Annotated in this window: 23 protein-coding genes; 15 read left to right on the top strand and 8 right to left on the bottom strand. The window is 49.0% G+C overall.

What is annotated here, in order from left to right; genetic code table 11:
* Positions 1-32: 32 nt before the first annotated feature.
* The 6 genes from yhdP to mreB form a co-directional block, all read right to left on the bottom strand.
* Positions 33-3,869 (bottom strand): AsmA2 domain-containing protein YhdP, encoded by a 3,837-nt coding sequence (gene yhdP / locus PCO85_01645; protein WJV54211.1) that lies wholly within the window; start codon positions 3,867-3,869, stop codon positions 33-35.
* Between the two features lie 132 nt (positions 3,870-4,001).
* Positions 4,002-5,471, bottom strand: a complete 1,470-nt coding sequence (gene rng / locus PCO85_01640) for a ribonuclease G (protein WJV54210.1) — start codon at positions 5,469-5,471, stop codon at positions 4,002-4,004.
* A complete protein-coding gene (locus PCO85_01635) occupies positions 5,461-6,054 on the bottom strand; it encodes a nucleoside triphosphate pyrophosphatase (protein WJV54209.1) in 594 nt (197 codons plus the stop codon). Before PCO85_01635 ends, rng begins: the two co-directional genes overlap by 11 nt.
* A 9-nt stretch (positions 6,055-6,063) precedes the next feature.
* Positions 6,064-6,552: a rod shape-determining protein MreD gene (gene mreD, locus PCO85_01630; protein WJV54208.1), complete on the bottom strand. Its 489-nt coding sequence runs from the start codon at positions 6,550-6,552 to the stop codon at positions 6,064-6,066.
* Positions 6,549-7,544 (bottom strand): rod shape-determining protein MreC, encoded by a 996-nt coding sequence (gene mreC, locus PCO85_01625; GenBank protein ID WJV54207.1) that lies wholly within the window; start codon positions 7,542-7,544, stop codon positions 6,549-6,551. Before mreC ends, mreD begins: the two co-directional genes overlap by 4 nt.
* A 95-nt stretch (positions 7,545-7,639) precedes the next feature.
* Positions 7,640-8,683, bottom strand: coding sequence for a rod shape-determining protein MreB (gene mreB / locus PCO85_01620; GenBank protein ID WJV54206.1), 1,044 nt, complete (start codon positions 8,681-8,683; stop codon positions 7,640-7,642).
* Between the two features lie 34 nt (positions 8,684-8,717).
* Here mreB and PCO85_01615 point away from each other — a divergent pair, with 34 nt between their 5' ends.
* A complete protein-coding gene (locus PCO85_01615) occupies positions 8,718-8,879 on the top strand; it encodes a hypothetical protein (GenBank protein WJV54205.1) in 162 nt (53 codons plus the stop codon).
* 120 nt (positions 8,880-8,999) lie between these two features.
* Here PCO85_01615 and csrD read toward each other — a convergent pair whose 3' ends face one another.
* Positions 9,000-10,949: an RNase E specificity factor CsrD gene (csrD, locus tag PCO85_01610; GenBank protein ID WJV54204.1), complete on the bottom strand. Its 1,950-nt coding sequence runs from the start codon at positions 10,947-10,949 to the stop codon at positions 9,000-9,002.
* A gap of 158 nt (positions 10,950-11,107) precedes the next feature.
* Here csrD and PCO85_01605 point away from each other — a divergent pair, with 158 nt between their 5' ends.
* From PCO85_01605 to fis, 11 genes are all read left to right on the top strand, one after another.
* Positions 11,108-12,091, top strand: a complete 984-nt coding sequence (locus PCO85_01605) for an MDR family oxidoreductase (GenBank protein WJV54203.1) — start codon at positions 11,108-11,110, stop codon at positions 12,089-12,091.
* Between the two features lie 219 nt (positions 12,092-12,310).
* Positions 12,311-13,312 carry a protein-methionine-sulfoxide reductase catalytic subunit MsrP gene (gene msrP / locus PCO85_01600; protein WJV54202.1) on the top strand — a complete coding sequence of 334 codons (1,002 nt, stop codon included), beginning with the start codon at positions 12,311-12,313 and terminating at the stop codon, positions 13,310-13,312.
* Entirely contained in the window at positions 13,313-13,912 is a 600-nt protein-coding gene (gene msrQ / locus PCO85_01595) for a protein-methionine-sulfoxide reductase heme-binding subunit MsrQ (GenBank protein ID WJV54201.1), read from the top strand.
* 240 nt (positions 13,913-14,152) lie between these two features.
* On the top strand, positions 14,153-14,605 hold the full coding sequence (aroQ, locus tag PCO85_01590; GenBank protein WJV54200.1) for a type II 3-dehydroquinate dehydratase: 453 nt from the start codon (positions 14,153-14,155) through the stop codon (positions 14,603-14,605).
* A gap of 21 nt (positions 14,606-14,626) precedes the next feature.
* On the top strand, positions 14,627-15,085 hold the full coding sequence (gene accB / locus PCO85_01585) for an acetyl-CoA carboxylase biotin carboxyl carrier protein (GenBank protein ID WJV54199.1): 459 nt from the start codon (positions 14,627-14,629) through the stop codon (positions 15,083-15,085).
* An 11-nt stretch (positions 15,086-15,096) separates the two neighbouring features.
* Positions 15,097-16,440 (top strand): acetyl-CoA carboxylase biotin carboxylase subunit, encoded by a 1,344-nt coding sequence (accC, locus tag PCO85_01580; protein ID WJV54198.1) that lies wholly within the window; start codon positions 15,097-15,099, stop codon positions 16,438-16,440.
* Positions 16,441-16,725: 285 nt separating this feature from the next.
* A complete protein-coding gene (locus PCO85_01575) occupies positions 16,726-16,968 on the top strand; it encodes a YhdT family protein (GenBank protein WJV54197.1) in 243 nt (80 codons plus the stop codon).
* Positions 16,958-18,409 (top strand): sodium/pantothenate symporter, encoded by a 1,452-nt coding sequence (gene panF, locus PCO85_01570; GenBank protein ID WJV55961.1) that lies wholly within the window; start codon positions 16,958-16,960, stop codon positions 18,407-18,409. The genes PCO85_01575 and panF overlap by 11 nt, the downstream gene beginning before the upstream one ends.
* A gap of 16 nt (positions 18,410-18,425) precedes the next feature.
* Positions 18,426-19,313: a 50S ribosomal protein L11 methyltransferase gene (gene prmA / locus PCO85_01565; protein WJV54196.1), complete on the top strand. Its 888-nt coding sequence runs from the start codon at positions 18,426-18,428 to the stop codon at positions 19,311-19,313.
* Between the two features lie 321 nt (positions 19,314-19,634).
* Positions 19,635-20,600 carry a tRNA dihydrouridine synthase DusB gene (gene dusB / locus PCO85_01560; protein ID WJV55960.1) on the top strand — a complete coding sequence of 322 codons (966 nt, stop codon included), beginning with the start codon at positions 19,635-19,637 and terminating at the stop codon, positions 20,598-20,600.
* Between the two features lie 23 nt (positions 20,601-20,623).
* The gene (gene fis, locus PCO85_01555; protein ID WJV54195.1) at positions 20,624-20,920 is read left to right on the top strand and encodes a DNA-binding transcriptional regulator Fis; all 297 of its coding nucleotides are present in this window, start codon (positions 20,624-20,626) and stop codon (positions 20,918-20,920) included.
* A 130-nt stretch (positions 20,921-21,050) separates the two neighbouring features.
* Here the strand turns inward: fis and PCO85_01550 are convergent, their stop codons facing one another.
* A complete protein-coding gene (locus tag PCO85_01550) occupies positions 21,051-22,196 on the bottom strand; it encodes an endonuclease (GenBank protein ID WJV54194.1) in 1,146 nt (381 codons plus the stop codon).
* Between the two features lie 289 nt (positions 22,197-22,485).
* On the opposite strand from PCO85_01550, the gene PCO85_01545 reads away from it, so the two are divergent.
* From PCO85_01545 to PCO85_01535, 3 genes are all read left to right on the top strand, one after another.
* A complete protein-coding gene (locus PCO85_01545) occupies positions 22,486-23,256 on the top strand; it encodes an amino acid ABC transporter substrate-binding protein (GenBank protein ID WJV54193.1) in 771 nt (256 codons plus the stop codon).
* A 26-nt stretch (positions 23,257-23,282) separates the two neighbouring features.
* Positions 23,283-23,948 carry an amino acid ABC transporter permease gene (locus PCO85_01540; protein ID WJV54192.1) on the top strand — a complete coding sequence of 222 codons (666 nt, stop codon included), beginning with the start codon at positions 23,283-23,285 and terminating at the stop codon, positions 23,946-23,948.
* Positions 23,949-24,092: 144 nt separating this feature from the next.
* Complete coding sequence (locus tag PCO85_01535; GenBank protein ID WJV54191.1) at positions 24,093-24,788, top strand: CTP synthase; 696 nt, start codon at positions 24,093-24,095, stop codon at positions 24,786-24,788.
* Positions 24,789-24,817: the final 29 nt, after the last annotated feature.

Genomic DNA, 24,817 nt, shown 5'->3' with positions numbered 1-24,817 from the left:
ATTGTCGATGTAATCGGATGAACATACCGCAGTTAGCGGACCGCTGCTTCAGCAGGCTTTGTTTTTTGCGGCTCGCGCAGTACTTCCTGAATCTTCGGCTGATCAAGGCTACCGGAAATCTGGTAACGAATCAGAGAAATTTTATTCCATAGTGGCGCCAACGCTTTACTGGCAGCAAAAACAGCAGCACCGATTAGCGGATTAACCGCAAAGGCGGTTGCAACGCCAACAGTTGCAGAAATTTCTGGCGCGACCACCGCCTCCATGGCAATTTGGTGTTTTACCAGATCGACATCGCCCTTCATGGCGATATCCGCTGCCAGACCATCCACCAGCAGATTGTCCGTATGCAGTACACCCTCTTTTATCCATGCAGTGCTATTAATGGAATCAAAGTAGAAACCTTCGCTGAACGTATCACGGAAATCAAACTGTAGCTTACGCAGCAACGCGTCAAAACTGACCAAACGTAATAACTGCCCCGCCTGACCGGTGCTCACATTGGTAATTTCCCCTTTGCCAATATGCGTTTTCAGGATCCCGCTCAAGCTGGGAATATCCGGTTCCCAGGGTGCGCCACGCCAGTACAGATCATAATCCACGCTGAATTCGCCAGCGCGCAAAGGCGTTTTCACACCGAACCAAGCGGTATTTTTTGTAAGACTGTCACCAGATAAACGACCTTTCACCGCCGTCCGCACACCTTCACTGCTTTCCTGCCAACTACCATTAATCGTCAAACGGGATTTACCCGTATCAATCACACCGTCACTAAGCAACAGTTTATTCCGTTCCGGCTGTAGTGCTCCCTGGATTCGGCCCATGTTCTGCCCAAGTATCCAACATTCCCGGCAGTTCACCTGGATGGCTGGCCAGTCTTCAAGTTTGATGGCTGGATCATTCAACGGGGACTTTTTCTCCGCCAGCGCTATCGGGTTGGTAGCGTCGTCGCTTTTCCATTGAGGATTATAATAAAGATAACGAATATCGCTCTGCCACGCGCCGCGATTGGGAATATCTATTTTGCCGTCAATTTCCTGCCCTTTTATCCCGACTTCCTCACTACTAATTCGGTTTTCTTTGGTAAGTACCAGATCGTGCCACCTCTGACCAAGGATGTTCAATTCCGGGGTTTTCAGAATCACTAATGCCGGCCAATGGAAATTGCTGCTATTACTGGTGCCACTGAGCGATGCATGAATGGCAGGCAACAATCTCAACCAACTCTCACCATCCAGCGCTGGTACATCCAGCATCAGTGACGCCTCTTTCGGTAACCGTGGAACGACTTTAGCGTTACTCAGCCAGGCTCCCCGCATCAGTGTCAGCGCACTGTCATGCAACTGCCATTGACTGATAAAGCGTTGCGCCTTACCTAGGCTACCGTTGAACATAAACCCGCTGACATCACCTTTGGCCGTGACATGAAGCGGTAGAGCCGTTCCAGCAGTCTTATTCAGAGGTGGTGGTAAGTGACTACTTACTCCATTAAGATTCGCATTTAAATCAACATCATAACTAGCCTCACCCTTGTAAGGCAGGCTAACAGCTACCGTACTTTGCCAATGGGCACTACCTGCCAACGCTGACACCAACGGCGTGGGCATCCCCGATAAACGGGAAGCCTGCCAGTCACCTTGCAAACCCACGTTAATCTGAAAAGCCTTTGCCTGCTCCTCAGTAGTGAAATTCACTGATATAGGTTGTCCCAGCCAGTTGGCCTGCAAATTATTACTGTCAAGAGCACCGTTGTTATAGTGGAACCGTCCGGTCAAATTCTCCAATGTGGTATCTAATGGCTTAATCAATAACGTATTGTCATTCAATACCACATCACCACTAGCCTGAACATCTCCAACATCTAACGGAATATCCAGATGTAGAGAACCATTAACCATACCGCCAATCTGTAGTTCGTCCAGTGCCGAACCCAATGAGGACTTCAGCGGCGTCTGGTTGAAGTAATGCCTCACTTCTTCCCCTGGCCCATGAAGATCGCCATTAATCAATAATTGCTCTTTAGCGTAATCGGGAATAATAGCGCTTATATTCTTCCCTTCTACCTTGCCCAACCAGGCATGCGGCGCGGACATCCATAGGCCATTATTGAGAAAGTTCAGCGTAATATCCTGCTCGGTAAGTGCAGGCCAGCCCGGTTGAAATTCAAAGATGGCGTTTTTTACCGGAACCCAGACCTGGAACTGTCCTTCATGATGTTCAAATGGGAAATCCTGGGGATTACCAGCAAAAATCAGCGTACCGTTATCCACCCGCCCAGCTTTCAGAGCACTGCTCAAATAATCCACCAGCGATTTCCCCATAAAGGGTTCGGGATAATAACGCCAGGCGTCGGCAGCGTCGGTCAGGCGCAACCCAGACAGAATATCCAGACGAGGTTTACCCTTTGCTGGATGACGATAGTGAAAATCGCCGTTAGCCCATAGTGATTTAGCCCGCACATCCAGCGCTTGGGCCCACAGCTCCCAGCCCTGATCATCATCGCGCCAGTTGATGGTGCCACTAGCCTGATCAATTTCCAGCGGAGCGCGGAACATATTGGGATAAGGAAGTACACTTTGTTTAAGTGATAGCCCCACTTGCCCACGCGCAACGCTACCGCTGGCTGAACCGGAGAAATGATTCACGCCGGGGATCAATTGCCAGTTCTGCCAGCTAACATCCTGCCATTTCACCTGAAAACGGGTTTTTTCCGGTTGCAGCAGCGGAATATCCAACGCCAACGCGGTCAACCGACCCTTTGGCTGTAATGCCAGCCAACGTTGTTCCAGCGTTGGTGTGGCGGTTGCGAGCAGTGGCAAAAGAGGCGAAAACCGTTCCAGATCAAGATTGCTGGCCCGGATACGCAGTTCCGACTGATGATCAGGCCCCAGCGTAGCATCGCTCTTCGGTAACCACAGCGCGGAAAGTCTCCCCTTCGGCCAAAGCATCCCATCAGTGGACATCGTCAAGACAGGGACTTCAACCTGCCAACCGTTTTCACGGCGACTGGCATGTACCGTCATATTATCGATACTCAGGCGATGAGCATTTTCCCCTTCTCGCCAACTGGCTGTCCCTTTATTCAGAAGTAGATCTCCAGAATAAATACTCCCTTCCCGCACATTCAACCAGGCTGCCAGGCTGAAATCCGCGCTTTCCAGACCAGTATTACTGCGTATCCAGCGACCAAGCCAAGGTTTCATATCAATATTGTCGGCTTGCAGATAAACTGTACCGTTATCCAACCACCCTTGATTGTCACGCAGATCCATACGCATCTGCACCACGCCATGCTGCCCATTAAAGCTCGAGAGGCTGATTAACCCCTCTGCGCGGTGACGGTTGTTACGATTGAGCCAGGTCAATTGAGGAATGCTCAGTTCAGCATGTGTACCTGAAGGCGTCAGGAACGTGATATGGCTATCGCGCAAATCGAAGTGGTCGAACTGACGAAGGAAAAGATCGCTTAGTCTGCCTGGCTCCAACAGATTGCCCTGATGTTGAGTATTCAGTGGTGTTTTCACATCAAGATGCATGTGATAAAAGGTGAGATCACGAAACTGCCAGCGCAAATGCAACAAGGACTGCCAGACATCCAGTGCCAATGTGATGCGCTCTGACTGCCAGTCAGCATCCGGGCCGTTGGCACTGAAATTCTGAATTTCAAGCGTCGGCCCGAAGGTCTCCCAACTGCCCCGCAACGCCCCTACTTCCAATGGAATACCCGTGACAGACTGCGCCCATGCCACCACCTGTGGTCGGAAATAATCTAACTGTGGCAGTACTACTCTCAGGCCGCTGACGACCAGTGCACACAACACAATTAAAGTAGCACCCGTGGCTAATAATATTCCGGGCAGTCGCCTCACGCATCTCTCCTTGTTTTTCGTCGCGGATAACGCACGAAAACCATATAGTCCAGGCTCCGGCCGTCGTGATGATGACCGCGCAGAAGCCATTTCCTCCCACGGACTGACATCCACAGGATAATTCAGTCAGTGTCACATCATGACAACATCAAACTGTTCCTGACTATACAAGGGTTCAATCTGCACTTTGACCTGTTTGCCCACGAAAATTTCCACTTCTGCCAAAGCATGAGATTCTTCGCTTTTCAGTGCATCACAAACCAAGGGTGAGGCATACACCAGGAAGCGGTCAGAGTCATAGGCATGATGGACACGAACAATTTCACGCATGATTTCATAGCAGACGGTTTCCACCGTTTTCACTCTGCCCCGACCATGGCAGGTGGGACATTCATTACACAATACATGCTCTATACTTTCACGGGTACGTTTGCGCGTCATCTCTACTAATCCTAGTTGAGAGAAACCACTAATACTGGTTTTCACCCGATCTTTACTCAATGCCAGCTCTAATGAATTTAGTACGCGCCGGCGGTGATCCTCATTATTCATGTCAATGAAATCAATAATGATAATCCCACCAAGGTTACGCAACCGTAGCTGGCGGGCAATGGCCTGGGTTGCTTCTATATTGGTATTGAAAATGGTTTCATCCAGATTGCGATGGCCCACAAACGCGCCGGTATTAATATCAATAGTGGTCATTGCTTCCGTTTGGTCAATAATCAGATAACCACCTGACTTCAACTCTACTTTCCGATCCAGCGCTCGCTGAATTTCGTTCTCCACATCATAGAGGTCAAAGATAGGTTGTTTACCGACGTAATGCTCCAGCTTGCTGGTCATTTCCGGAATATACTCTGCGGTGAACACCAGTAGAGAATCATAGGTCAACCGGGAATCGACGCGAATACGATCCAGCGCAGCACCGGCAAAATCACGCAGAATACGCTGTGCCAGAGCCAGTTCGCCATAGAGTCTGTACTTGGTCTGGTTGCGTTTTTTACGCTCCATCACCTTGCTCCACAAACGCTTAAGGAACGCGGCATCCTGCATCAATTCCTCTTCACCAACGCCTTCCGCTGCGGTGCGAATAATAAACCCGCCCTGCTCATCACAATATTCTGCTACTGTTTTTTTCAGACGCTCACGCTCTGTTTCACTTTCAATTCGCTGTGAAACACCCACATGGGAGGCTCCCGGCATAAAAACCAGATAGCGTGAAGGTAGCGTAATATCCGTCGTTAAACGGGCTCCTTTGGTACCCAGCGGATCCTTGACCACCTGCACCATCAGATCCTGTCCCTGACGTACCAACTCAGCGATATCCCGGACATGGAAATTTTTCTGTTCATCCCCGGCGACACACTCTGTGTGGGGCATAATATCGGAAGCATGGAGAAACGCCGCTTTATCCAGACCAATATCCACAAAAGCAGCCTGCATGCCTGGCAATACACGGCTCACACGCCCTTTATAAATATTGCCGACAATATCGCGCTTGGCTTCCCGTTCAATATGAATTTCCTGCAGAATGCCGCCGTCAATGTAAGCCACTCGCATTTCTGAAGGTGTAATGTTTACCAACAACTCAGCGGTCATGGGTTCCTCTTACTTTACGCAATGCAGAAAAATGATTAAACAATTCAATAGTTTCTACCAATGGCAATCCTACCACGGAGTGGTAGCTCCCGACGATCGATCTGACAAAGCACCCACCTTTCCCCTGGATGCCATAAGCGCCTGCTTTATCCATGGGTTCACCACTGGCAACATAGTGTGCAATATCCTGATCAGATAGTTCACGAAACACAACATCGACGATAACGCACTGGCTTACGATTGCTTGCCGGTCGGCCAGCGCCAGCGCTGTCATCACCTGATGGTGCCGACCAGAGAGTGCCGCCAGCATGTCTGACGCCTGCGCTTCATCACGCGGTTTTTCCAGTATCTGACCATCCAGCACCACAATGGTATCGGCACCCAGCACCGGCAAATCCAGCGGTGCTACAGCAACGCCTGCAATGGCTTTTTCCCGCGCCAGACGGTTAACATAACTTTCTGCTGTTTCGTTGGGCTGCCGCTGCTCAACAACATCAATGGAAAGTGTTGCAAATGGGATATCCAACATCCCAAGCAGTTCTCGGCGGCGGGGTGACGACGAAGCCAAATACAGTTCGACCATTAAGTTGCCTCACTGCACCGCAAAGTGACGGCGGATTTTCCGCATCAGCAAGAACAACCACGGCCAGAGCACACCGTCCACCACACTATTCCAGAAAATTTCTGGACGAAAAGAGACATTGATCACCAGAAATTCGGCCCAGAACACCAACAGATCTAGCACAAATGACAACAGCATGACGATTAACGCTTGCTGCCACAGAGCCATATTGCGAAACAGTTGGAATTTAAACGCCACCAGATAAGCAATAATGCTCATCCCCAACGCCCGAACGCCCAGCGTGGACCCTAAAATCAGATCCATAATTATCCCCAAAACAAATCCCGTCCCCACATTTACCCGGTGCGGCAACGCCATGACCCAGTAAATAAGGATCAACATCAACCAGGAAGGGCGATAAATATAGATTTCATTCGGCCAAGGCATAATCTGCAACACCATCGCCACTAGAAACGAGGTCCAGATAATCCAGTATCCATGCCGGCGATAGAGATTCATGGATGTTCTCCCGATGAATTCCCTTTCGCTGGGGTATTGTTAGTGGGTGGCGTGGGTGGCGCAGGTGGCCCCATCTCACTGGGTGGGGACAAAACATGTGGCATCATCTGCATTAGACGTTCGTTCGCAATACGGTGCACTTCCTGTGGAGTCATCACGGTCTTGGTACTATTCCTGCCGCCCCACAACAACAACAGATAGCGTAAACGCTGTAATTCTGCAGTAGGGTGCGCCTGAATAATGGTATAAGCGCGCTGCGTATCCACCTTGACCGAAGAGACCACCGCGACTGGGTAACCTTCGGGGAAACGCCCCCCCAACCCAGACGTTACCAGCACATCACCAACACGAATATCAGTATTATTGGGCAGATGTTCCAGTTGTAAATCATCGGTGCAGCCATTACCCGCCGCAATCACCCGGATGTCATTACGCAACACCTGAATCGGCAAAGCATGGGAAGCATCACAGATTAACAGCACACGACTGGTTAACTGACCAACCGCAACGACCTGTCCCACGACACCTTTATCACTGATTACCGGTTGACCTTCATAAACCCCATTAACCGCGCCTTTATCGATAACCACCTGATCGCTGTATGGGTCTGTACCGGAAGAAATAACCTGCGTCACCATTTTCTGCTCATCCTGACGCAACGGCGACCCCAGCAGTTCACGCAGACGGGCGTTCTCCTGCTTGAGTTGACCCAATAAAAGCAGATCGCTGTTTTTCAGCAATAATTCCTGACGTAACGCAGTGTTTTCCAGTTGGTACTGTTTCCGGGTAGTTAAGGTTGCAGACACGTTGTCCAGCACTTCACGTGGCCCATTCGCCAGAAAATAGAAAGGACTAATGGCCGTATCCATGTACGTTCTGATTTTTACAAACATCCCCAACTGACTGTCAGCAATAATGATCGCAATGGCAGTAACGACAGCAAGAAAAAGTCGCAGTTGCAGGGAAGGGCCCCGGCTAAAAATCGGCTTCATAAAATTGCATATTCCTCGACAATAAAAAGGGGGCTACCACGTGGGATGAAAAAAAGACTTCATCCATACGGTCCCCCCTCTTTTTTCTGGCCGAATTATTCTTCGCTAAACAAATCGCCGCCATGCATGTCGATCATTTCCAACGCTTTACCACCACCACGCGCCACGCAGGTCAGAGGATCTTCAGCCACTACCACCGGAATGCCGGTTTCTTCCATCAGTAACCGATCCAGATTACGCAGCAGCGCGCCGCCACCGGTCAGCACCATACCGCGCTCTGAAATGTCAGATGCCAGTTCCGGCGGGCATTGCTCCAACGCCACCATCACGGCACTCACGATCCCTGTCAACGGTTCCTGCAAGGCTTCCAGAATCTCATTGGAATTCAGTGTGAACCCTCGAGGTACACCTTCGGCCAGGTTACGACCACGAACTTCAATTTCAAGGACTTCATCACCTGGATAGGCAGAACCGATTTCATGTTTGATACGTTCGGCAGTGGCTTCACCGATCAATGAACCATAATTACGACGGACATAATTAATGATAGCTTCATCGAAACGGTCACCACCAATACGGACTGACGAGGAGTAGACCACGCCGTTGAGCGAAATAACGGCGACTTCTGTTGTACCACCACCGATATCCACCACCATAGAACCGGTGGCTTCAGAAACCGGTAAACCCGCACCAATAGCGGCCGCCATCGGCTCTTCAATCAGAAAAACCTCACGGGCGCCAGCGCCTTGAGCGGACTCGCGGATAGCACGACGCTCCACCTGTGTCGCACCCACTGGCACACACACAAGAACGCGGGGACTCGGGCGCATAAAGCTGTTGCTATGCACCTGTTTAATAAAGTGTTGAAGCATCTTTTCGGTCACAAAAAAGTCGGCAATGACGCCGTCTTTCATCGGCCGGATAGCAGCGATATTGCCTGGAGTACGGCCTAACATCTGTTTAGCCTCATGCCCAACGGCGGCCACACTTTTTGGAGAGCCGGCACGATCCTGACGAATAGCCACTACAGAAGGCTCATTCAGTACAATGCCCTGTCCTTTTACATAAATAAGGGTATTGGCGGTACCCAAGTCGATGGACAAGTCGTTAGAAAACATGCCACGAAATTTCTTAAACATAACTAAGGGATAATCCTGCAAGCTGGGGGCGGAAATGAAATCCGCCTACTTTACCAACCACACGCAGCAGCGACAAGGCTCGAACACGCTCTGCTACGGTGAAAAAGTGTATATTGCACAAACTGCCATGATCCGGGAAACCCACAGTATGGCATTTCTTCAAATGGCGGAAGGCATTATTACGCACTTCCCCTAAAAACTGCGCTAACAACAGACATAAAACCTAACATTTTAGTGATTCACTACTCACATAAAGCAGATACCACTCACATCAAAGCAGACGTTATTCTACGCCAATTCGCACAGGACTTTTACATTAAACATAAGCACGAGATGAATATTTTTTCAGCGCGTTACCGACCGGCTCAGATGAAGCAAAAAAATCTCCCTGCCCACCACAAACACCTTTATCCAGCAACGTTTGCCACTCCGATTTGGTTCGAACGCCAACGGCAAAAACTTTGACGTGAGTACCTTTACAAGCCTCGGTCAAGCTCTGAACAAACAGCTGGTTCTCCAGTCTTTTTTCCAGGCTGCGCACCAATCCCGGGTGCAATTTGATAATTTCAATCTGTAGCGATTTAATGTACGTCGTGCTAACCAGCGTCAAACCGGCCTGCGTGACCGCCAACCGACACCCCAATCCGGAAATCAGACTGAGTATCGGACGTAAACGGCCGATATATTGACACACATCTGCCTCTGCAAGTTCAAAGAAAATACGTTGCCGTTGCTTTTTCGGACATTGTAGCAACGTTTCCCGCAGCCAATGTAAAAATGGACGCTGTAAAAGTGAGTCCACTGTGATGGGTAGCGCCAGCACAGCCTCCGGCCAGCTTACGGTCAGTGCAATGCTGCGGGTTATCAGTTGACGATCATAACTGGCGGTTAAGCCCAGTTGTCGTACCAACGGCATATATTCCGCCGCCAACAGCTCTTGCGAACCATCATAAATACGGCTGATTAATTCTCGATGATGCACTTCGCCTTCCCGCGTGATAGCCGGTTTTTGATATAATCGCGGCCCGCCACGCGACAACGTGTGCTCCAGTAGCGTGCGCCACTTGACGCTCCCCCGGCCTTTATCTGGAACCTGGCGGTCATACACACACCAGCCATTCCCTCCTTGTAATACCGCATTACGGGTAGCATCTTCTGCACTCTCCATGACCTGTTCGGCACTCTGGCCGCTATGATAGGCACAGATGCCGATATGCAGAATGTCTGCTCTCTCAATCAACGGCGTCACCGGCAGGATATCAATTGCTTTCACCAGTTGGGCCGCAATCGTATCCGCTTCTTTTAACGTCCGATGTGGTAGCAGTACGGCAAAATCGCTGTGATAATAGCGCGCTAGCAAGGCCGAAGGATAACGCAGTACAAATGTTGAAAGCAGGTTAATCAATGTATAGCGATATTCTTCAATGACACCACCGTAGCCATGTGTCTCCTCCAGAGTTTCGAAATCTGGCAGACGAATCATCATCACCACGCCATGCGTGCCCACATCTTCTGCATCTTCCAGCTGAGTGGTGAGCTGACTGTCAAAAAAGAGCCGATTATTGAGCCCGGTTTCCGCATCCTGCGCCGCAAAAGCGCGAATCAATGTATCCACCCGTCCACGCTCCTCCCGCGCTTCCACCAAATCCGCCAGGAGTTGATCCAACGCCCCGCTAGCATTTACTGGCCATTCATGCACAGAACCATGCATGACAGTTTCACGCTCACCGTACAGGATAAGTTTGGCCCGTGTTTCCAACTGTTCCTGACCTGCCGTTTGCCTGCGAAGCCAGCGAATAGAGAAAAATACCGCCGTCGCTATGATGGCGATAGCCAATAGAACAGAAAGCATCGGCATCAAATAACGAGGTATACCAATCAGCGGATCGATATACGTGACGCTCACCGACATATCAATATGATGCAACAACGGCAGTTGAACATAGCGATAAATAAATGCCGGCCCGCCACTATCATTAACCTGTGTTTCCGGCAATCGCTGAAAATAAATACGCTTATGCCCGTCGCGTATTTCCAGCTCAACAATCCCAGCAGTTTTCATTACTGCCGGGAGCCAAAACTGGATGTTATCAGGAGATTGCACGAGTAAAGCCTGGTCAATACTGGCCGCGAGAGTACGTAATTGGTACTCCATTCGCTGGTGGCTGTAATTGATAAAACTAAAAACACCACTCGACAACATTAAAAAAATAGCCAATGTTGTTAGCAATGTTATCAGCATGGAAATTTTTGCAGTAAATCCCATCCCTGCGTTTTAACCCCCGCTTTTCGAATATTTCAATAATGCTTAATTATGTACTCTATCTGTATTCTTTGCGGCTTATCAGTTCTAATATTACCTGTTACAAATATAGTCATTAAATTATTTCGCTCTAATTTTTGTCTCTCTGATGGAGGATTTTCATGCAGGCCTTGGTTCTCGAACAACAAAATGGGCGTCTCCTGTCCAATATTCAGGATATCAGCCAGGAACAACTCCCTGACGGTAACGTAACGGTAGATGTGGAATGGTCTGGAATTAACTATAAGGACGCGCTGGCTATTACCGGCAAAGGGAAAGTCATTCGCCAATTTCCGATGGTCCCCGGCATCGATTTCGCCGGGACAGTGAGCCAGAGTGAAACGCCGGATATTATAGTAGGCCAGCCCGTCATTCTGACAGGCTGGGGTGTGGGTGAAAACCATTGGGGCGGTCTGGCAGAACAAGCCCGGGTGAAAGGAGACTGGCTGGTCACGCTGCCAGAAGGATTAACATCTCGTCAGGCAATGATTATCGGTACCGCTGGCTTGACGGCAATGCTTTGCATCATGGCATTAGAAGATGGCGGTATTACACCAGAATGTGGAGAGGTCGTGGTAACCGGCGCCAGCGGTGGTGTAGGCAGTACCGCGGTGGCGTTACTGGCCGCTCTGGGTTACCAGGTTACAGCGATCAGCGGCCGCGCCGATAATACCGACTATCTGCACCGATTAGGAGCGAAACAGGTGCTGGATCGCAACGAATTTACTGGTGATGCCCGTCCGCTGGAAAAACAGCGCTGGGCGGGGGCGATTGATACGGTTGGGAATAAAGTTCTGGCCACCCTTCTGGCACAAATGGATTATAACGCTACCATTGCCGCCTGTGGTCTGGCTGGCGGTATAGCCTTGCCCACCACGGTGATGCCTTTTATTTTGCGTAACGTCCGTCTACAAGGCGTGGATTCTGTCATGGCTCCGCTACCTCGTCGTCAGCAAGCCTGGCAACGATTGGCCACGCTGTTACCAGCCTCATTTTATGAACAGGTTACGCAGGAAATCACATTAGAACAGGTATCAGAAACCGCATCCGCCTTGTTGGAGAACCGGGTTACCGGCCGAATAGTGGTCCGGATAGGAAAACCGTGATCACTCATGATGACCGTTGACCGCTTTTAGCTAGATTTTTGCTAATATCAGGCTGGTTAATCCAGCTTGATATGTCATTCACAGCAGATAATAACAACGCCAAACCCACCGTAATATCCAGTAAAAAAGATGATTTTCCCTACCGCACTTTTTCCCGCATACTTGAATGAATAATAAGCTGAATTACCCTGCATTAAATGAAAAAACCGGGAGTTCGCCATGCATAAACATCGCAAATTAACAGAAGCCGACGTTACCCCTGAGTCACTTTTTCTCCAGCGTCGTACCGTACTGAAAGCCCTTGGTATTACTGCCGCGACACTAAGCCTTCCACTCAGTGCCAAAGCCGATCTGTTGTCCTGGTTTAAAGGTAAAGATCAACCACCAGCACCACCCAGGAAACCATTGTCATTCAGCCAACCAGCCAAATGGCATCCTCAATTGACACTTACGCCAGAAGATAAGGTCACCGGCTATAATAACTTTTATGAATTTGGCATGGATAAAGCAGACCCGGTCGCCAAGGCTGGCGGATTAAAAACCGAAGGCTGGAAAGTACAGATTGATGGTGAAGTCGCAAAACCGATAACACTAGATGTTGACGACATCCTTCGGCGTTTTGCTTTGGAGGAACGGATTTACCGCTTCCGCTGCGTTGAGGCCTGGTCGATGGTCATCCCTTGGGTCGGTTTTGAACTGTCAAAGTTGATTAAGCTTGCAGAACCGACCAGCAGCGCCCGCTATGTCGCCTTCCAGACACTATATGATCCCGATCAAATGCCCGGACAGAAAGATCGTTTCGTCGGTGGTGGACTGGATTATCCGTATGTGGAAGGGTTACGGCTGGATGAAGCTATGCATCCACTGACGCTACTGTCCGTCGGTGTTTATGGTAAAACACTCCCGCCACAAAACGGAGCACCAATACGATTGGTTACCCCGTGGAAATATGGCTTTAAAAACATTAAATCCATTGTGCACATCCGCTTAACGAAGGAACAGCCACCCAATACCTGGAATCTGGCTGCACCGAATGAATATGGTTTTTACGCCAATGTGAACCCGCATGTCGACCATCCACGCTGGTCACAGGCAACCGAGCGAGTTATTGGATCAGGCGGACTACTGGATGTACAGCGGCAACCTACCCTGTTATTTAACGGCTACGCTGACCAGGTGGCATCTTTATATCAGGGGCTAGATCTCCGGAGAAACTTTTAAATGCGCTTAACCGCAAAGCAGATTCGCTTATTAAAAGTTGTACTTCATCTGGCAGCGTTTTTGCCGCTCATATGGCTGATTATCGCTGTCAATCAAGGCGCGTTCAGCGCTGATCCGGCAAAAGATATCCAGCATTTTACGGGTAGGATGGCGCTGAAACTATTACTGGCTACGCTGGTGGTGACCCCACTGGCCCGTTACGCCAAACAACCGTTACTGATACGCTGCCGTCGCTTACTAGGATTATGGTGTTTTGCCTGGGCAACATTCCATTTACTCAGTTACGCTTTATTCGAATTGGGAATAACTCATCTGAATTTACTGGGAAATGAGATTATTTCGCGACCTTATCTTACCTTGGGCATGGTGAGTTGGCTGGTGCTGTTTGCATTAACGTTGACCTCCACTCAATCATCACAGAGAAAACTGGGATCGCGCTGGCAAAAATTGCACAACTTCATTTATTTGGTCGCCATCCTGGCACCAATTCACTATCTTTGGTCAGTAAAATCTCTGTCACCGCAGCCAATAATTTATGCCTTCATTGCGGTCATTTTATTGCTTTTTCGCTACAAAAAGCTCCAGAAATGGGGGCGTTAATCATACATAATGCACCAATTTCCAAACTGATATCCCCGCATCCTGCTGAGCCGTTGTGTGGTAACAGGTCTGATATCTCCGCAGATAAGACCAGTATTTAGCTGCCAATTGCTACGATATGGCTATAATGTCCACCTTTACTTCGTTAAACCTAACCTTTTACTTCACCAAAGGGTGACAAACGGATAGCTTCGCGTTATTTTGTGCGACACTGAGATAATCGCGGGAGATAGCAGCACAATGGCAGACAAGTTCCACATTTTGCTTTTGAACGGTCCAAACCTGAACCTGCTGGGCACCCGCGAGCCAGATAAGTACGGGCATACAACGTTAGCGGAAATCGTTAACCAACTAGGAAAGGAAGCACTGGCACTGGACGCTCAACTTTCTCATCTGCAATCCAATGCAGAACATGAGTTGATTGACCGTATTCATCAGGCCAGAGGGAAAACGGATTTCATTCTGATCAACCCGGCAGCCTTTACTCACACCAGTGTAGCGCTGCGGGATGCATTGTTAGCGGTAGCTATCCCGTTTATTGAAATTCATCTGACCAACGTGCATGCATGTGAATCTTTCCGCCATCACTCCTACCTTTCTGATATTGCTGTAGGCGTGATATGTGGTCTTGGGGCAGATGGTTATAGCTATGCTTTACAGACAGCGGTAAAACGCTTGTCAACCTCCAATTAACAAGAGTACGGAACCACATTCATGGATATTCGTAAAATCAAAAAACTGATCGAACTGGTTGAAGAATCTGGCATCTCCGAGCTGGAAATTTCCGAAGGTGAAGAGTCAGTGCGCATCAGTCGTATCCCAGCAACATCCAGCTTCCCGGTAATGCAACAGGCATATGCTCCCATGCTGCAACAGCAGCCAGCCGCCATTGCAGCACCTGCGCTCGAAGCGGCCGCCGCGGCTCCCGCTACGATTGCCGGACACATCGTACGCTCACCGATGGTAGGTACCTTCTACCGTACACCAAGCCCAGATGCCAAACCGTTTGTAGAAATTGGCCAGCAAGTGAATGTCGGTGACACACTGTGCATCGTTGAAGCCATGAAAATGATGAATCCCATCGAAGCTGATAAAGCAGGTGTGGTGAAAGCCATCCTGATCGATAACGGCCAACCGGTTGAATTTGACGAGCCACTGGTTGTCATCGAATAACGAGGCTTACCATGCTAGATAAAATCGTTATCGCTAACCGCGGAGAGATCGCGTTGCGTATCTTACGCGCCTGTAAAGAGTTGGGCATCAAAACTGTTGCCGTTCACTCCACCGCGGATCGCGACTTGAAACATGTATTACTGGCGGACGAAAGCGTATGTATCGGCCCCGCTCCGTCCAATAAAAGTTACCTGAATATCCCGGCGATCATTTCTGCGGCCGAGATTACCGGCGCGGTGGCAATCCACCCCGGTTATGGATTTTTATCGGAAAATGCCAATTTTGCCGAACAAGTTGAACGTTCTGGTTTTATTTTCATCGGCCCACGCGCTGATACCATCCGTCTGATGGGGGATAAGGTTTCAGCGATCAGTGCCATGAAGAAAGCAGGCGTACCTTGTGTGCCCGGCTCTGACGGCCCGCTGGGTGACGATATGGATAAAAACCGTGCGGTGGCAAAACGCATTGGCTATCCAGTCATCATCAAAGCCTCTGGCGGCGGTGGCGGCCGTGGGATGCGCGTGGTTCGCAGCGACAAAGACCTGGCTCAGTCCATATCCATGACTCGTGCCGAAGCAAAAGCGGCGTTCAACAACGATATAGTTTATATGGAGAAATATCTGGAAAACCCACGACACGTGGAAATTCAGGTATTGGCTGATGGTCAGGGTAGCGCCATCTATCTGGCAGAACGTGATTGCTCCATGCAGCGCCGTCACCAGAAAGTGGTGGAAGAAGCACCGGCACCAGGCATCACCAATGACTTGCGCCGTTACATTGGCGAACGCTGCTCCAAAGCCTGTGTCGATATCAACTACCGTGGTGCAGGTACATTTGAGTTCCTGTATGAAAACGGTGAGTTCTACTTTATCGAAATGAACACCCGTATTCAGGTAGAACATCCGGTAACTGAAATGATTACCGGCGTAGACCTGATCAAAGAGCAGTTACGTATTGCCGCAGGTCAACCCCTCTCTATCAAGCAAGAAGAAGTAACCGTGCGCGGTCATGCGATAGAATGCCGTATCAACGCCGAAGACCCGATAACGTTCCTGCCAAGTCCTGGGCAAATCACTCGTTTTCATGCGCCGGGTGGCTTTGGGGTACGTTGGGAATCGCACATTTATGCCGGTTATACCGTACCGCCGTATTACGATTCCATGATTGGCAAACTGATCACTTACGGTGAGAATCGCGATGTGGCGCTGGCTCGTATGCGTAACGCACTGGCTGAACTGATCATTGATGGCATTAAAACCAACATCGACCTACAGATGAAAATCATGAGTGACGAAAACTTCCAGCATGGTGGTACCAACATCCACTATCTGGAGAAAAAACTCGGCCTGCAATGATTTTTTGTCTCGAGTAATCAAAACGGCCTCTAACATCGGGGTAATAGTCGTTCATGCTGGCGAAAGCCAGGATCCCTGGACAATTAATACCTTAATTCAAAATGGGTTCTCGTATCTGCGAGAGCCCATTTTAATATCGATAACATTTTGTCGATCATCAAAAAACGATGAAATGAACACTCACTGAAACCAGCCTTTTTATTTTTAGTGCTAGGCAATTGGCCCACATACCGTAAAATCCTCTGTTTTGTGACATCTATACTGCCTACTGGCTTTGGGGAAAAAATGGATAAACGTTTTCTTCAGGCACACCGGGAAGCCCGCTGGGCGCTGGGCCTAACGCTGGCATATTTGCTCGCCTGGATTTTAACTGCCTATCTGCCTGATAACGCCCCTGGGATCACCGGATTACCCCACTGGTTTGAGCTGGCTTGTCTGTGGTTACCTCTCCTTTTTATCGTATTGTGCTGGTTAATGGTTCACTTTGTCTTTCGTGATATAGCATTGGAGGATCATGATGCAGAGTGAAGTTATCCTGCCGCTGATCACTTATTTACTGTTGGTTTTTGGTTTGTCGGTTTACGCCTACCGCCGTCGCCAGCAAGGCAGTTTCCTGACCGAATATTTTCTCGGCAACCGATCCATGGGCGGTTTCGTGCTGGCCATGACATTGACGGCCACTTATGTCAGTGCCAGTTCTTTTATAGGTGGTCCCGGCGCTGCCTATAAATACGGGCTGGGTTGGGTGCTGCTGTCGATGATCCAATTGCCTGCGATATGGCTGTCATTAGGCATTCTGGGCAAGAAATTCGCTATTCTGGCCCGGCGCTATAATGCGGTTACTCTCAACGACATGTTGTATGCCCGCTATCAGAGCCGATTGCTGGTGTGGATAGCCAGCTTAAGTCTGCTGGTGGCGTTCATCGGTGCCATGACGGTACAGTTTATCGGTGGAGCACGTTTGCTGGAAACGGCTGCCGGGATCCCTTACGACACCGGGTTGTTGATTTTCGGCATCACGATTGCCCTCTACACCGCCTTTGGCGGATTTCGCGCCAGTGTACTAAATGATGCGATGCAAGGGTTGGTAATGCTTGTGGGTACTTTCCTGCTGCTCGCGGCAGTGATTAAAGCCGCCGGAGGACTTGGCCAGGCAGTTGAAACACTCCGGCATATCAATCCAGAACTGGTTACACCTCAAGGGGTGAATCATATTCTGACGCCAACATTCATGACGTCCTTCTGGGTACTGGTCTGCTTCGGTATTGTTGGCCTTCCTCATACTGCCGTGCGTTGTATTTCCTATAAGGATAGTAAAGCGGTACACCGTGGTATTGTGCTAGGCACGATTATTGTCGCCATACTGATGCTGGGCATGCATCTGGCTGGCGTGTTGGGCCGGGCAATTCTGCCGGACCTGAAAATTCCGGATCAAGTCATCCCAACACTGATGATTACCATATTACCCCCGTTTGCGGCCGGGATTTTTCTGGCCGCACCAATGGCGGCAATCATGTCCACCATCAACGCACAGCTTTTGCAATCCTCCGCGACAATCATCAAAGATCTTTATCTGGGCCTGTACCCGCATCAACTCAGCAACGAACGGTTACTCAAGCGGATATCCAGTCTGGTGACGGCAGTTCTTGGCCTGCTGCTGCTGCTGGCGGCCTGGCATCCACCAGAGATGATTATCTGGCTGAACCTGCTGGCTTTCGGTGGGCTGGAAGCCGTATTCCTGTGGCCGCTGGTACTGGGTTTATACTGGGAACGAGCCAACTCAGCTGGCGCACTGAGCTCCATGATATGCGGTGCAAGCTGCTACACCTTGCTTGCCAGCCTTGGCATTCAGTTGGCAGGATTCCACCCTATCGTGCCTGCGCTACTGCTAAGCCTGGTGGCATTTCTTATTGGTAACCGGTTTGGGCATGACCATACAGCGCCGGTTATTGCTTCATCATCACTTTAAGGTTATAGAGGCTGCTATGCCGTGGATTCAACTGAAAATTAATACCTCCGGTGCACATGCGGAGCAACTTGGCGATGCATTGGTAGAAAGCGGTGCCGTCTCCGTTACATTCCAGGATACACACGATACCCCCGTGTTCGAACCACTACCGGGCGAAACCCGCCTGTGGGGCGATACTGACGTTACCGGTTTGTATGATGCCGAAACCGATATGAGCGAAGTTATCACTATCCTGGAACAGGAACCGCTGCTGGGTACGGGATTTCAACATAAAATCGAGCAACTGGAAGACAAGGATTGGGAGCGCGAGTGGATGGATAATTTCCACCCGATGCAGTTCGGCAAACGGCTGTGGATTTGCCCCAGTTGGCGGGAAATTCCCGATCCTACCGCCGTTAACGTGATGCTCGATCCCGGGTTGGCATTTGGTACGGGAACGCATCCCACCACGTCACTATGTCTGCAATGGCTAGACGGGTTAGATTTGCAGGGCAAGACTGTTATCGATTTCGGCTGTGGTTCCGGCATCCTGGCTATCGCTGCGCTAAAACTGGGCGCCGCACGTGCCATCGGCATTGATATCGATCCGCAGGCCATTCAGGCCAGTAGGGATAATGCACAACGTAATGGCGTCTCCGAACGTCTGGAGTTGTACTTACCACAAAATCAACCCACAGATTTGTCTGCTGACGTAGTCGTTGCCAACATTCTGGCAGGCCCGTTGCGCGAACTGGCCCCGCTGATTAGTGAGTTGCCAAAGACTGGAGGATACCTCGGTCTTTCCGGCATATTGGCCACACAGGCCGTTAATGTCGCAGCGGCCTATCAGGATAAATTTCAACTTGACCCAGTGGTAGAAAAAGAAGAATGGTGCCGAATTACCGGGGTTAAAAAAACCGCATAAATCGGGCAACCTGACTGAATTGATAGCTATTCGTGATAGCCTTGCCGATGAATGATTAGCGGCCAAATCGCCTCATGATCGAGTCTCTATCAGGCCCAGGCGCGGATTCATGGCAGATGTTTTATTTACTTTAGTTGTTCAATAAAACAACGATGTATGTATAACTAATTGTAATGGAAAGGGAAATAAAAAATAGCGGAACAAAAAGATTCGTTTCATTGATCTATTCCACTTAATTGCTCAAAGTTTGGCCTTTCATATCGCGTAAAAAATGCGTAATATACGCGCCCTTGCAGGCACAGTATGGTCACTCTTTTGTCTATGCACATTGGACAATTTCAGCTTCCCAATCGGTTGATAGCCGCCCCAATGGCCGGTATTAGCGATCGCCCATTCAGAGCACTTTGTCATGCGATGGGCGCTGGAATGACAGTCTCCGAAATGCTCTCTTCCAATCCGGAAGTCTGGCGTTCGGACAAGTCACGTTTACGCATGGTACATAGTGATGAACCCGGTATACGGGCTGTGCAGATGGCTGGCTGTGATCCGCAGGAAATGGCATCAGCAGCCAGAATCAATGCAGAAAATGGTGCACAGATTATTGACATCAATATGGGATGTCCGGCCAAGAAGGTAAACCGCAAGATGGCAGGATCTGCATTATTGCAGTATCCGAGTCTGGTTAAACAGATTCTGAATGCGGTAGTGAAAGCGGTAGACGTACCGGTAACACTAAAAATCCGTACCGGCTGGGCGCCAGAGCACCGCAATTGTGTAGAGATTGCCAAATTGGCTGAAGATTGTGGTATCCAGGCCCTCACCATTCATGGACGCACACGAGTATGTCTATTCAATGGCGAGGCGGAATACGACAGTATTCGGACAGTTAAGCAGGCCGTTTCCATTCCCATTATTGCGAATGGCGACATTACTGACCCGCATAAAGCCAGAGCAGTTCTTGATTACACCGGGGCTGACGCCCTGATGATAGGACGGGCTGCTCAGGGAAGACCTTGGATCTTTCGGGAAATCCAGCATTATCTGGACACAGGGGAGCTGCTGCCACCCATGCCATTGGCAGAGGTCAAGCACTTGTTGATCGAGCATATACGGGAATTGCACGACTTTTATGGTCCAGGCAAGGGATTCCGTATAGCACGTAAACACGTATCCTGGTATATCCAGGAGCATGCCCCAAACGACCAGTTTAGGCGCACATTCAACGCCATTGAGGATGCCAGCAAGCAGCTGGAGGCGTTGGAGGCATATTTTGAAAATCTTGCGTAAACAGAAAAAGAGCTGACAGAACTATGTTCGAACAACGCGTGAATTCTGACGTACTGACTGTTTCCACCGTAAACTCTCAGGCTCAGGTAACCCAAAAACCCCTGCGCGACTCGGTTAAACAGGCACTGAAGAACTATTTTGCTCAATTAAACGGTCAGGATGTCAATGACCTGTATGAGCTGGTACTGGCTGAAGTTGAACAGCCACTGTTGGACATGGTGATGCAATACACCCGCGGCAACCAGACCCGCGCGGCCCTGATGATGGGCATCAACCGTGGAACATTGCGTAAGAAATTGAAAAAATACGGCATGAACTGATACTAATCAGTTGAACCAATTTATTAAAAGCGCTTTACCAGAAATGGGAAGCGCTTTTTAATAAGCATTATTCACATCCAAATGTTGTGGATTAAGCCAGCCGACCAAGCTGAACAAGGCCCATTCCTTGTCAGTCAATATCCACATCCACCCATAACGCAGCATGGTCCGAAGCACCTGTATCCCAGGATGTCACCTCAGGAAACGGTTCAACGGGTTCTGCTCCCTCTTGTGCTGCAATCTTGTCGATGTCATAAATACCACGACGCTCTACGCCCCAGGTAGTCATGGCCTGATACAATGGCGTGGACAAAAAAATGTAATCAAGCTGATTGAGTCTCTCCCCTTTTTTGCCCCCGGCATAATAATAGGTATAACGTTCTGACTCTGGCCATGCAGGATCGATGACCGGATGTAAATCTGGCAGACTAAATAACGCTTCCAGGCTTTTCCAGGCGTTGGAAGAATCTTCATTAAGATCCCCCATGACAGCAACGTAGTCCTGTTTCAAGTCATAGGTCTGTGTGAGTATTTCAACAACTTTTACCGCCTGATCACGGCGTTTTTCTGCTGATCTCCTCCGTTCTTCTTCCGTTCGTCCATTTTGACTTTTAAAATGATTACACAGCACCGATATCGGCTGTTTAAGCCCGATATCAATCATGACTTCCAGACAGTCGCGGCTGAACACCGGATCAAACTGCTTGCCGGCATCAAAGACATGAGTACGCAATTGAATAATATGATGGCGAGTCAGACAGGCGACATCGATACCGCGAGGATCATTCGGGCTATCAATCATCACAAACTGGTTAAACTTTTGTTTGCCAAGAATCTGACTATTGAAATTCTTCAGCACTCCCATATTTTCCACTTCAACGGCACAAAGGATATCAGCATTGAGTGTCGCAATAACTTTCCCGGTATTTTTTCGCTGTTGATCACTGAAATTTTGTGATTTAAAGGTTATTTCGCCGATCCAATCACCACGCCCACGACAGCTTTTGTTAATCCTGAATCCGGTTTTACCCGCGTTTTTCTTCCAGCCCCCTAGTGAGCCAGCATCCTTACGGATATCAATATAAGGTTGAAGAACAACCGTCAGGTTAAAAACACTGTCTTTCAGGGTATCGTCATAGGTGGGCATGTCCAACAGCATCTGGAGCTGGCGAACTTTATCCAGTAATTCATTAATTTTTTGTGAATCAGGCAAATTCAGGATGAGAGTGCGGTGGAACAGATTCTCAACGTTATAACTGGCAATTCTAAGCTTCATCGTTTCCCTCTCCAGTTAATGGCAACCAAGGCAATGACGAGATGCTGTTATAAAAGTAGAGTTGTTACCACGAGGTGGTATGTTACCAACATCATGATGTACTAATGTTACAAGTGTAGTTCGCCTTACCGATAAGCCAACTTGATACCATGGTAAAAAAAGAGGTGAACACCATATTCATTGTTGATATAACCCATTGCTTTATGTGATTGGTAAAACAACATCACATCACATAGATTCGTAGTCTTTCCAGCTAACAACGGCAGATGCCATTTTTGTAGGAATTCACATGAAAAAAATAAGCTTTGCGTTACTGACCAGTGCGTTATTTGCCACTAGTTTTCTGGCTCAGGCTCAGGATGATCTTAGTGCCATCAAGGCGGCTGGCGTAATCAAATTTGGTACCGAAGGTACTTACGCACCTTATACTTATCATGAGCAGTCAGGAAAACTGGTTGGTTTTGATGTAGACATTGGTCGCGCGGTAGCTAAAAAACTGGGTGTCAAAGCAGAATTTATTGAAGGACGCTGGGATGGTTTGATTGCTGGGGTGAATGCCAAACGCTACGATGCAGTCATCAATGAGGTCGGGATCACGAAAGAACGCCAGGCAAAATTTGATTTCTCCAAACCTTATATTGACGCCAAATCCGTATTGATTGTCCGTGGTGACAATACCAGTATTAAGGCTTTCTCTGATCTGAAAGGCCGCAAATCAGCCCAAAGCCTGACCAGTAACTACTCCAAGCTGGCCAGCAGTTACGGCGCAAACGTTGTCCCGACCGATGGTTTTAACCAGTCACTGGAGCTGGTACTCACTGGCCGTGCAGACGCAACTCTGAATGATAATCTGTCATTCCTGGACTTCAAAAAACATAAACCGGATGCCAATGTCAAAGTGGTTGCCACAGCAGAAACTGGCGATCCATCGGCAATTTTAGTACGTAAAGACCAGCCGCAATTAGTAAAAGCGCTGAACAAGGCACTAGATGAAATTAAAGCTGACGGCACCTATAAGATGATTTCTGTGCGATACTTCGGGCAAGACATTTCCAGGTAATTGCATTGATATTGGAGCTATTTTAGATGCCATCATGGCTACAACTCATGGCAAACTCCTTTTGGAGTTTGCTGTCTGCCGGACTTAAATTTACTGTCCCTCTTGCTATTTTCTCTTTCATCTTAGGATTGGCGCTGGGAATCACTCTCGCCCTAGTCCGTTTGTATGGCCCTAAACCACTGAAGTTAATAGGCGACTTCTACGTCTGGGTGATCCGTGGGACACCATTGTTAGTACAGCTATTCCTGATCTTCTATGGGCTACCGAGTGCCGGTATCACTCTGGATGCTTTTCCGGCAGCGTTGATTGGATTTAGCCTTAGTGTAGGTGCCTATAGTTCAGAAATTGTGCGCGGGGCAATCTTGTCAGTACCAAAAGGCCAGTGGAATGCAGCGTATTCATTGGGGATGAGTGGTTCACAGGCGGTTCGTTGGGTGATATTTCCACAATCGGTGTTTGTCTCGCTACCACCGCTATCCAATACCTTTATCTCCTTGATTAAGGACACGTCCCTCGCGGCAGTCATCACCGTGCCTGAAATGTTTCTGTCCGCACAACGGATTGTCTCAGTTACCTATGAGCCACTGATTCTGTATATCGAAGCGGCGCTGATTTATCTGATGTTCAGTACCGTTTTAAGCCAGTTACAGGTGCGGCTTGAAAAATATTATCAACGCCATATCGTCCACTGAGTTGTTTGATGGTAACCGGCGTCTCTGACATCCCCATTCACGGGGATGTTATTACCATTATCTTCAACCATTCTGCTAACACACTTCATCGCGACAAACCGATTTTCTTGCTGTAGCATTCTTTTTTACCAGCCGGAGATTGTTATGAAACACAATATTAAAATCGCGCTGATAGGTGACTATAATGTGGCAGTCACCGCCCATCGAGCTATCCCATCAGCACTCGAACTGGCCGCACGCTATCTCAACCTCACTGTCAAATACCAATGGCTAAGCAGTGAAACCCTCTCATCTACTACGCTGTTAAAGCGATTTGATGCGGTATGGTGCATTCCTGCCAGCCCATATCGTAACGATGACAATATCCTCGCCGCGATCCGCTTTGCTCGGGAATCGCAGATGCCCTTCCTTGGCACCTGTGGCGGCTGCCAATACGCCCTGCTGGAATATGCGCGTAATGTGCTCCAATGGCAGGATGCCAATAATGCTGAGGTAACACAGGAAGGCCGCCTGGTGATCACACCGTTACAATGCGAACTGGTTGAAAAACAGGGTGATATCCATCTCGATCCCAAGTCACTCATCGGCAGAGCTTATGGTGTGATTGATATTACAGAAGGCTACCGTTGTCGTTATGGTATTAACGAAGACTTTCGTGCCGAATTTCAGATGGCTACCCTGAAAATTTCCGGTATAGATGACGAAGGCGATATCCGCGCCATTGAGTTATCCGATCATCCATTCTTTGTGGGTACTTTGTTCCAGCCGGAACGTGCCGCACTAAAAGGGATAGTACCGCCTGTAGCAATCGCCCTCGTTGAGGCAGCATTGGTACACTAAAAATCAATATTTATCGTTACAGCACCAGA

The sequence above is a fragment of the Prodigiosinella aquatilis genome (assembly GCA_030388725.1).
GTDB lineage: Bacteria > Pseudomonadota > Gammaproteobacteria > Enterobacterales > Enterobacteriaceae > Prodigiosinella > Prodigiosinella aquatilis.
Note: the sequence above shows the minus strand (reverse complement) of the source record. Positions and strands in the feature narration are given on the sequence as shown.

Bases quoted from the DNA above. Each gene is read 5' to 3' on its own strand.
- rng (WJV54210.1), bottom strand. From the start codon at position 5,471: ATGACCGCTGAGTTGTTGGTAAACATTACACCTTCAGAAATGCGAGTG.
- PCO85_01635 (WJV54209.1), bottom strand. From the start codon at position 6,054: ATGGTCGAACTGTATTTGGCTTCGTCGTCACCCCGCCGCCGAGAACTG.
- mreD (WJV54208.1), bottom strand. From the start codon at position 6,552: ATGAATCTCTATCGCCGGCATGGATACTGGATTATCTGGACCTCGTTT.
- mreC (WJV54207.1), bottom strand. From the start codon at position 7,544: ATGAAGCCGATTTTTAGCCGGGGCCCTTCCCTGCAACTGCGACTTTTT.
- mreB (WJV54206.1), bottom strand. From the start codon at position 8,683: ATGTTTAAGAAATTTCGTGGCATGTTTTCTAACGACTTGTCCATCGAC.
- PCO85_01615 (WJV54205.1), top strand. From the start codon at position 8,718: ATGAAATCCGCCTACTTTACCAACCACACGCAGCAGCGACAAGGCTCG.
- csrD (WJV54204.1), bottom strand. From the start codon at position 10,949: ATGGGATTTACTGCAAAAATTTCCATGCTGATAACATTGCTAACAACA.
- PCO85_01605 (WJV54203.1), top strand. From the start codon at position 11,108: ATGCAGGCCTTGGTTCTCGAACAACAAAATGGGCGTCTCCTGTCCAAT.
- msrP (WJV54202.1), top strand. From the start codon at position 12,311: ATGCATAAACATCGCAAATTAACAGAAGCCGACGTTACCCCTGAGTCA.
- msrQ (WJV54201.1), top strand. From the start codon at position 13,313: ATGCGCTTAACCGCAAAGCAGATTCGCTTATTAAAAGTTGTACTTCAT.
- aroQ (WJV54200.1), top strand. From the start codon at position 14,153: ATGGCAGACAAGTTCCACATTTTGCTTTTGAACGGTCCAAACCTGAAC.
- accB (WJV54199.1), top strand. From the start codon at position 14,627: ATGGATATTCGTAAAATCAAAAAACTGATCGAACTGGTTGAAGAATCT.
- accC (WJV54198.1), top strand. From the start codon at position 15,097: ATGCTAGATAAAATCGTTATCGCTAACCGCGGAGAGATCGCGTTGCGT.
- PCO85_01575 (WJV54197.1), top strand. From the start codon at position 16,726: ATGGATAAACGTTTTCTTCAGGCACACCGGGAAGCCCGCTGGGCGCTG.
- panF (WJV55961.1), top strand. From the start codon at position 16,958: ATGCAGAGTGAAGTTATCCTGCCGCTGATCACTTATTTACTGTTGGTT.
- prmA (WJV54196.1), top strand. From the start codon at position 18,426: ATGCCGTGGATTCAACTGAAAATTAATACCTCCGGTGCACATGCGGAG.
- dusB (WJV55960.1), top strand. From the start codon at position 19,635: ATGCACATTGGACAATTTCAGCTTCCCAATCGGTTGATAGCCGCCCCA.
- fis (WJV54195.1), top strand. From the start codon at position 20,624: ATGTTCGAACAACGCGTGAATTCTGACGTACTGACTGTTTCCACCGTA.
- PCO85_01550 (WJV54194.1), bottom strand. From the start codon at position 22,196: ATGAAGCTTAGAATTGCCAGTTATAACGTTGAGAATCTGTTCCACCGC.
- PCO85_01545 (WJV54193.1), top strand. From the start codon at position 22,486: ATGAAAAAAATAAGCTTTGCGTTACTGACCAGTGCGTTATTTGCCACT.
- PCO85_01540 (WJV54192.1), top strand. From the start codon at position 23,283: ATGCCATCATGGCTACAACTCATGGCAAACTCCTTTTGGAGTTTGCTG.
- PCO85_01535 (WJV54191.1), top strand. From the start codon at position 24,093: ATGAAACACAATATTAAAATCGCGCTGATAGGTGACTATAATGTGGCA.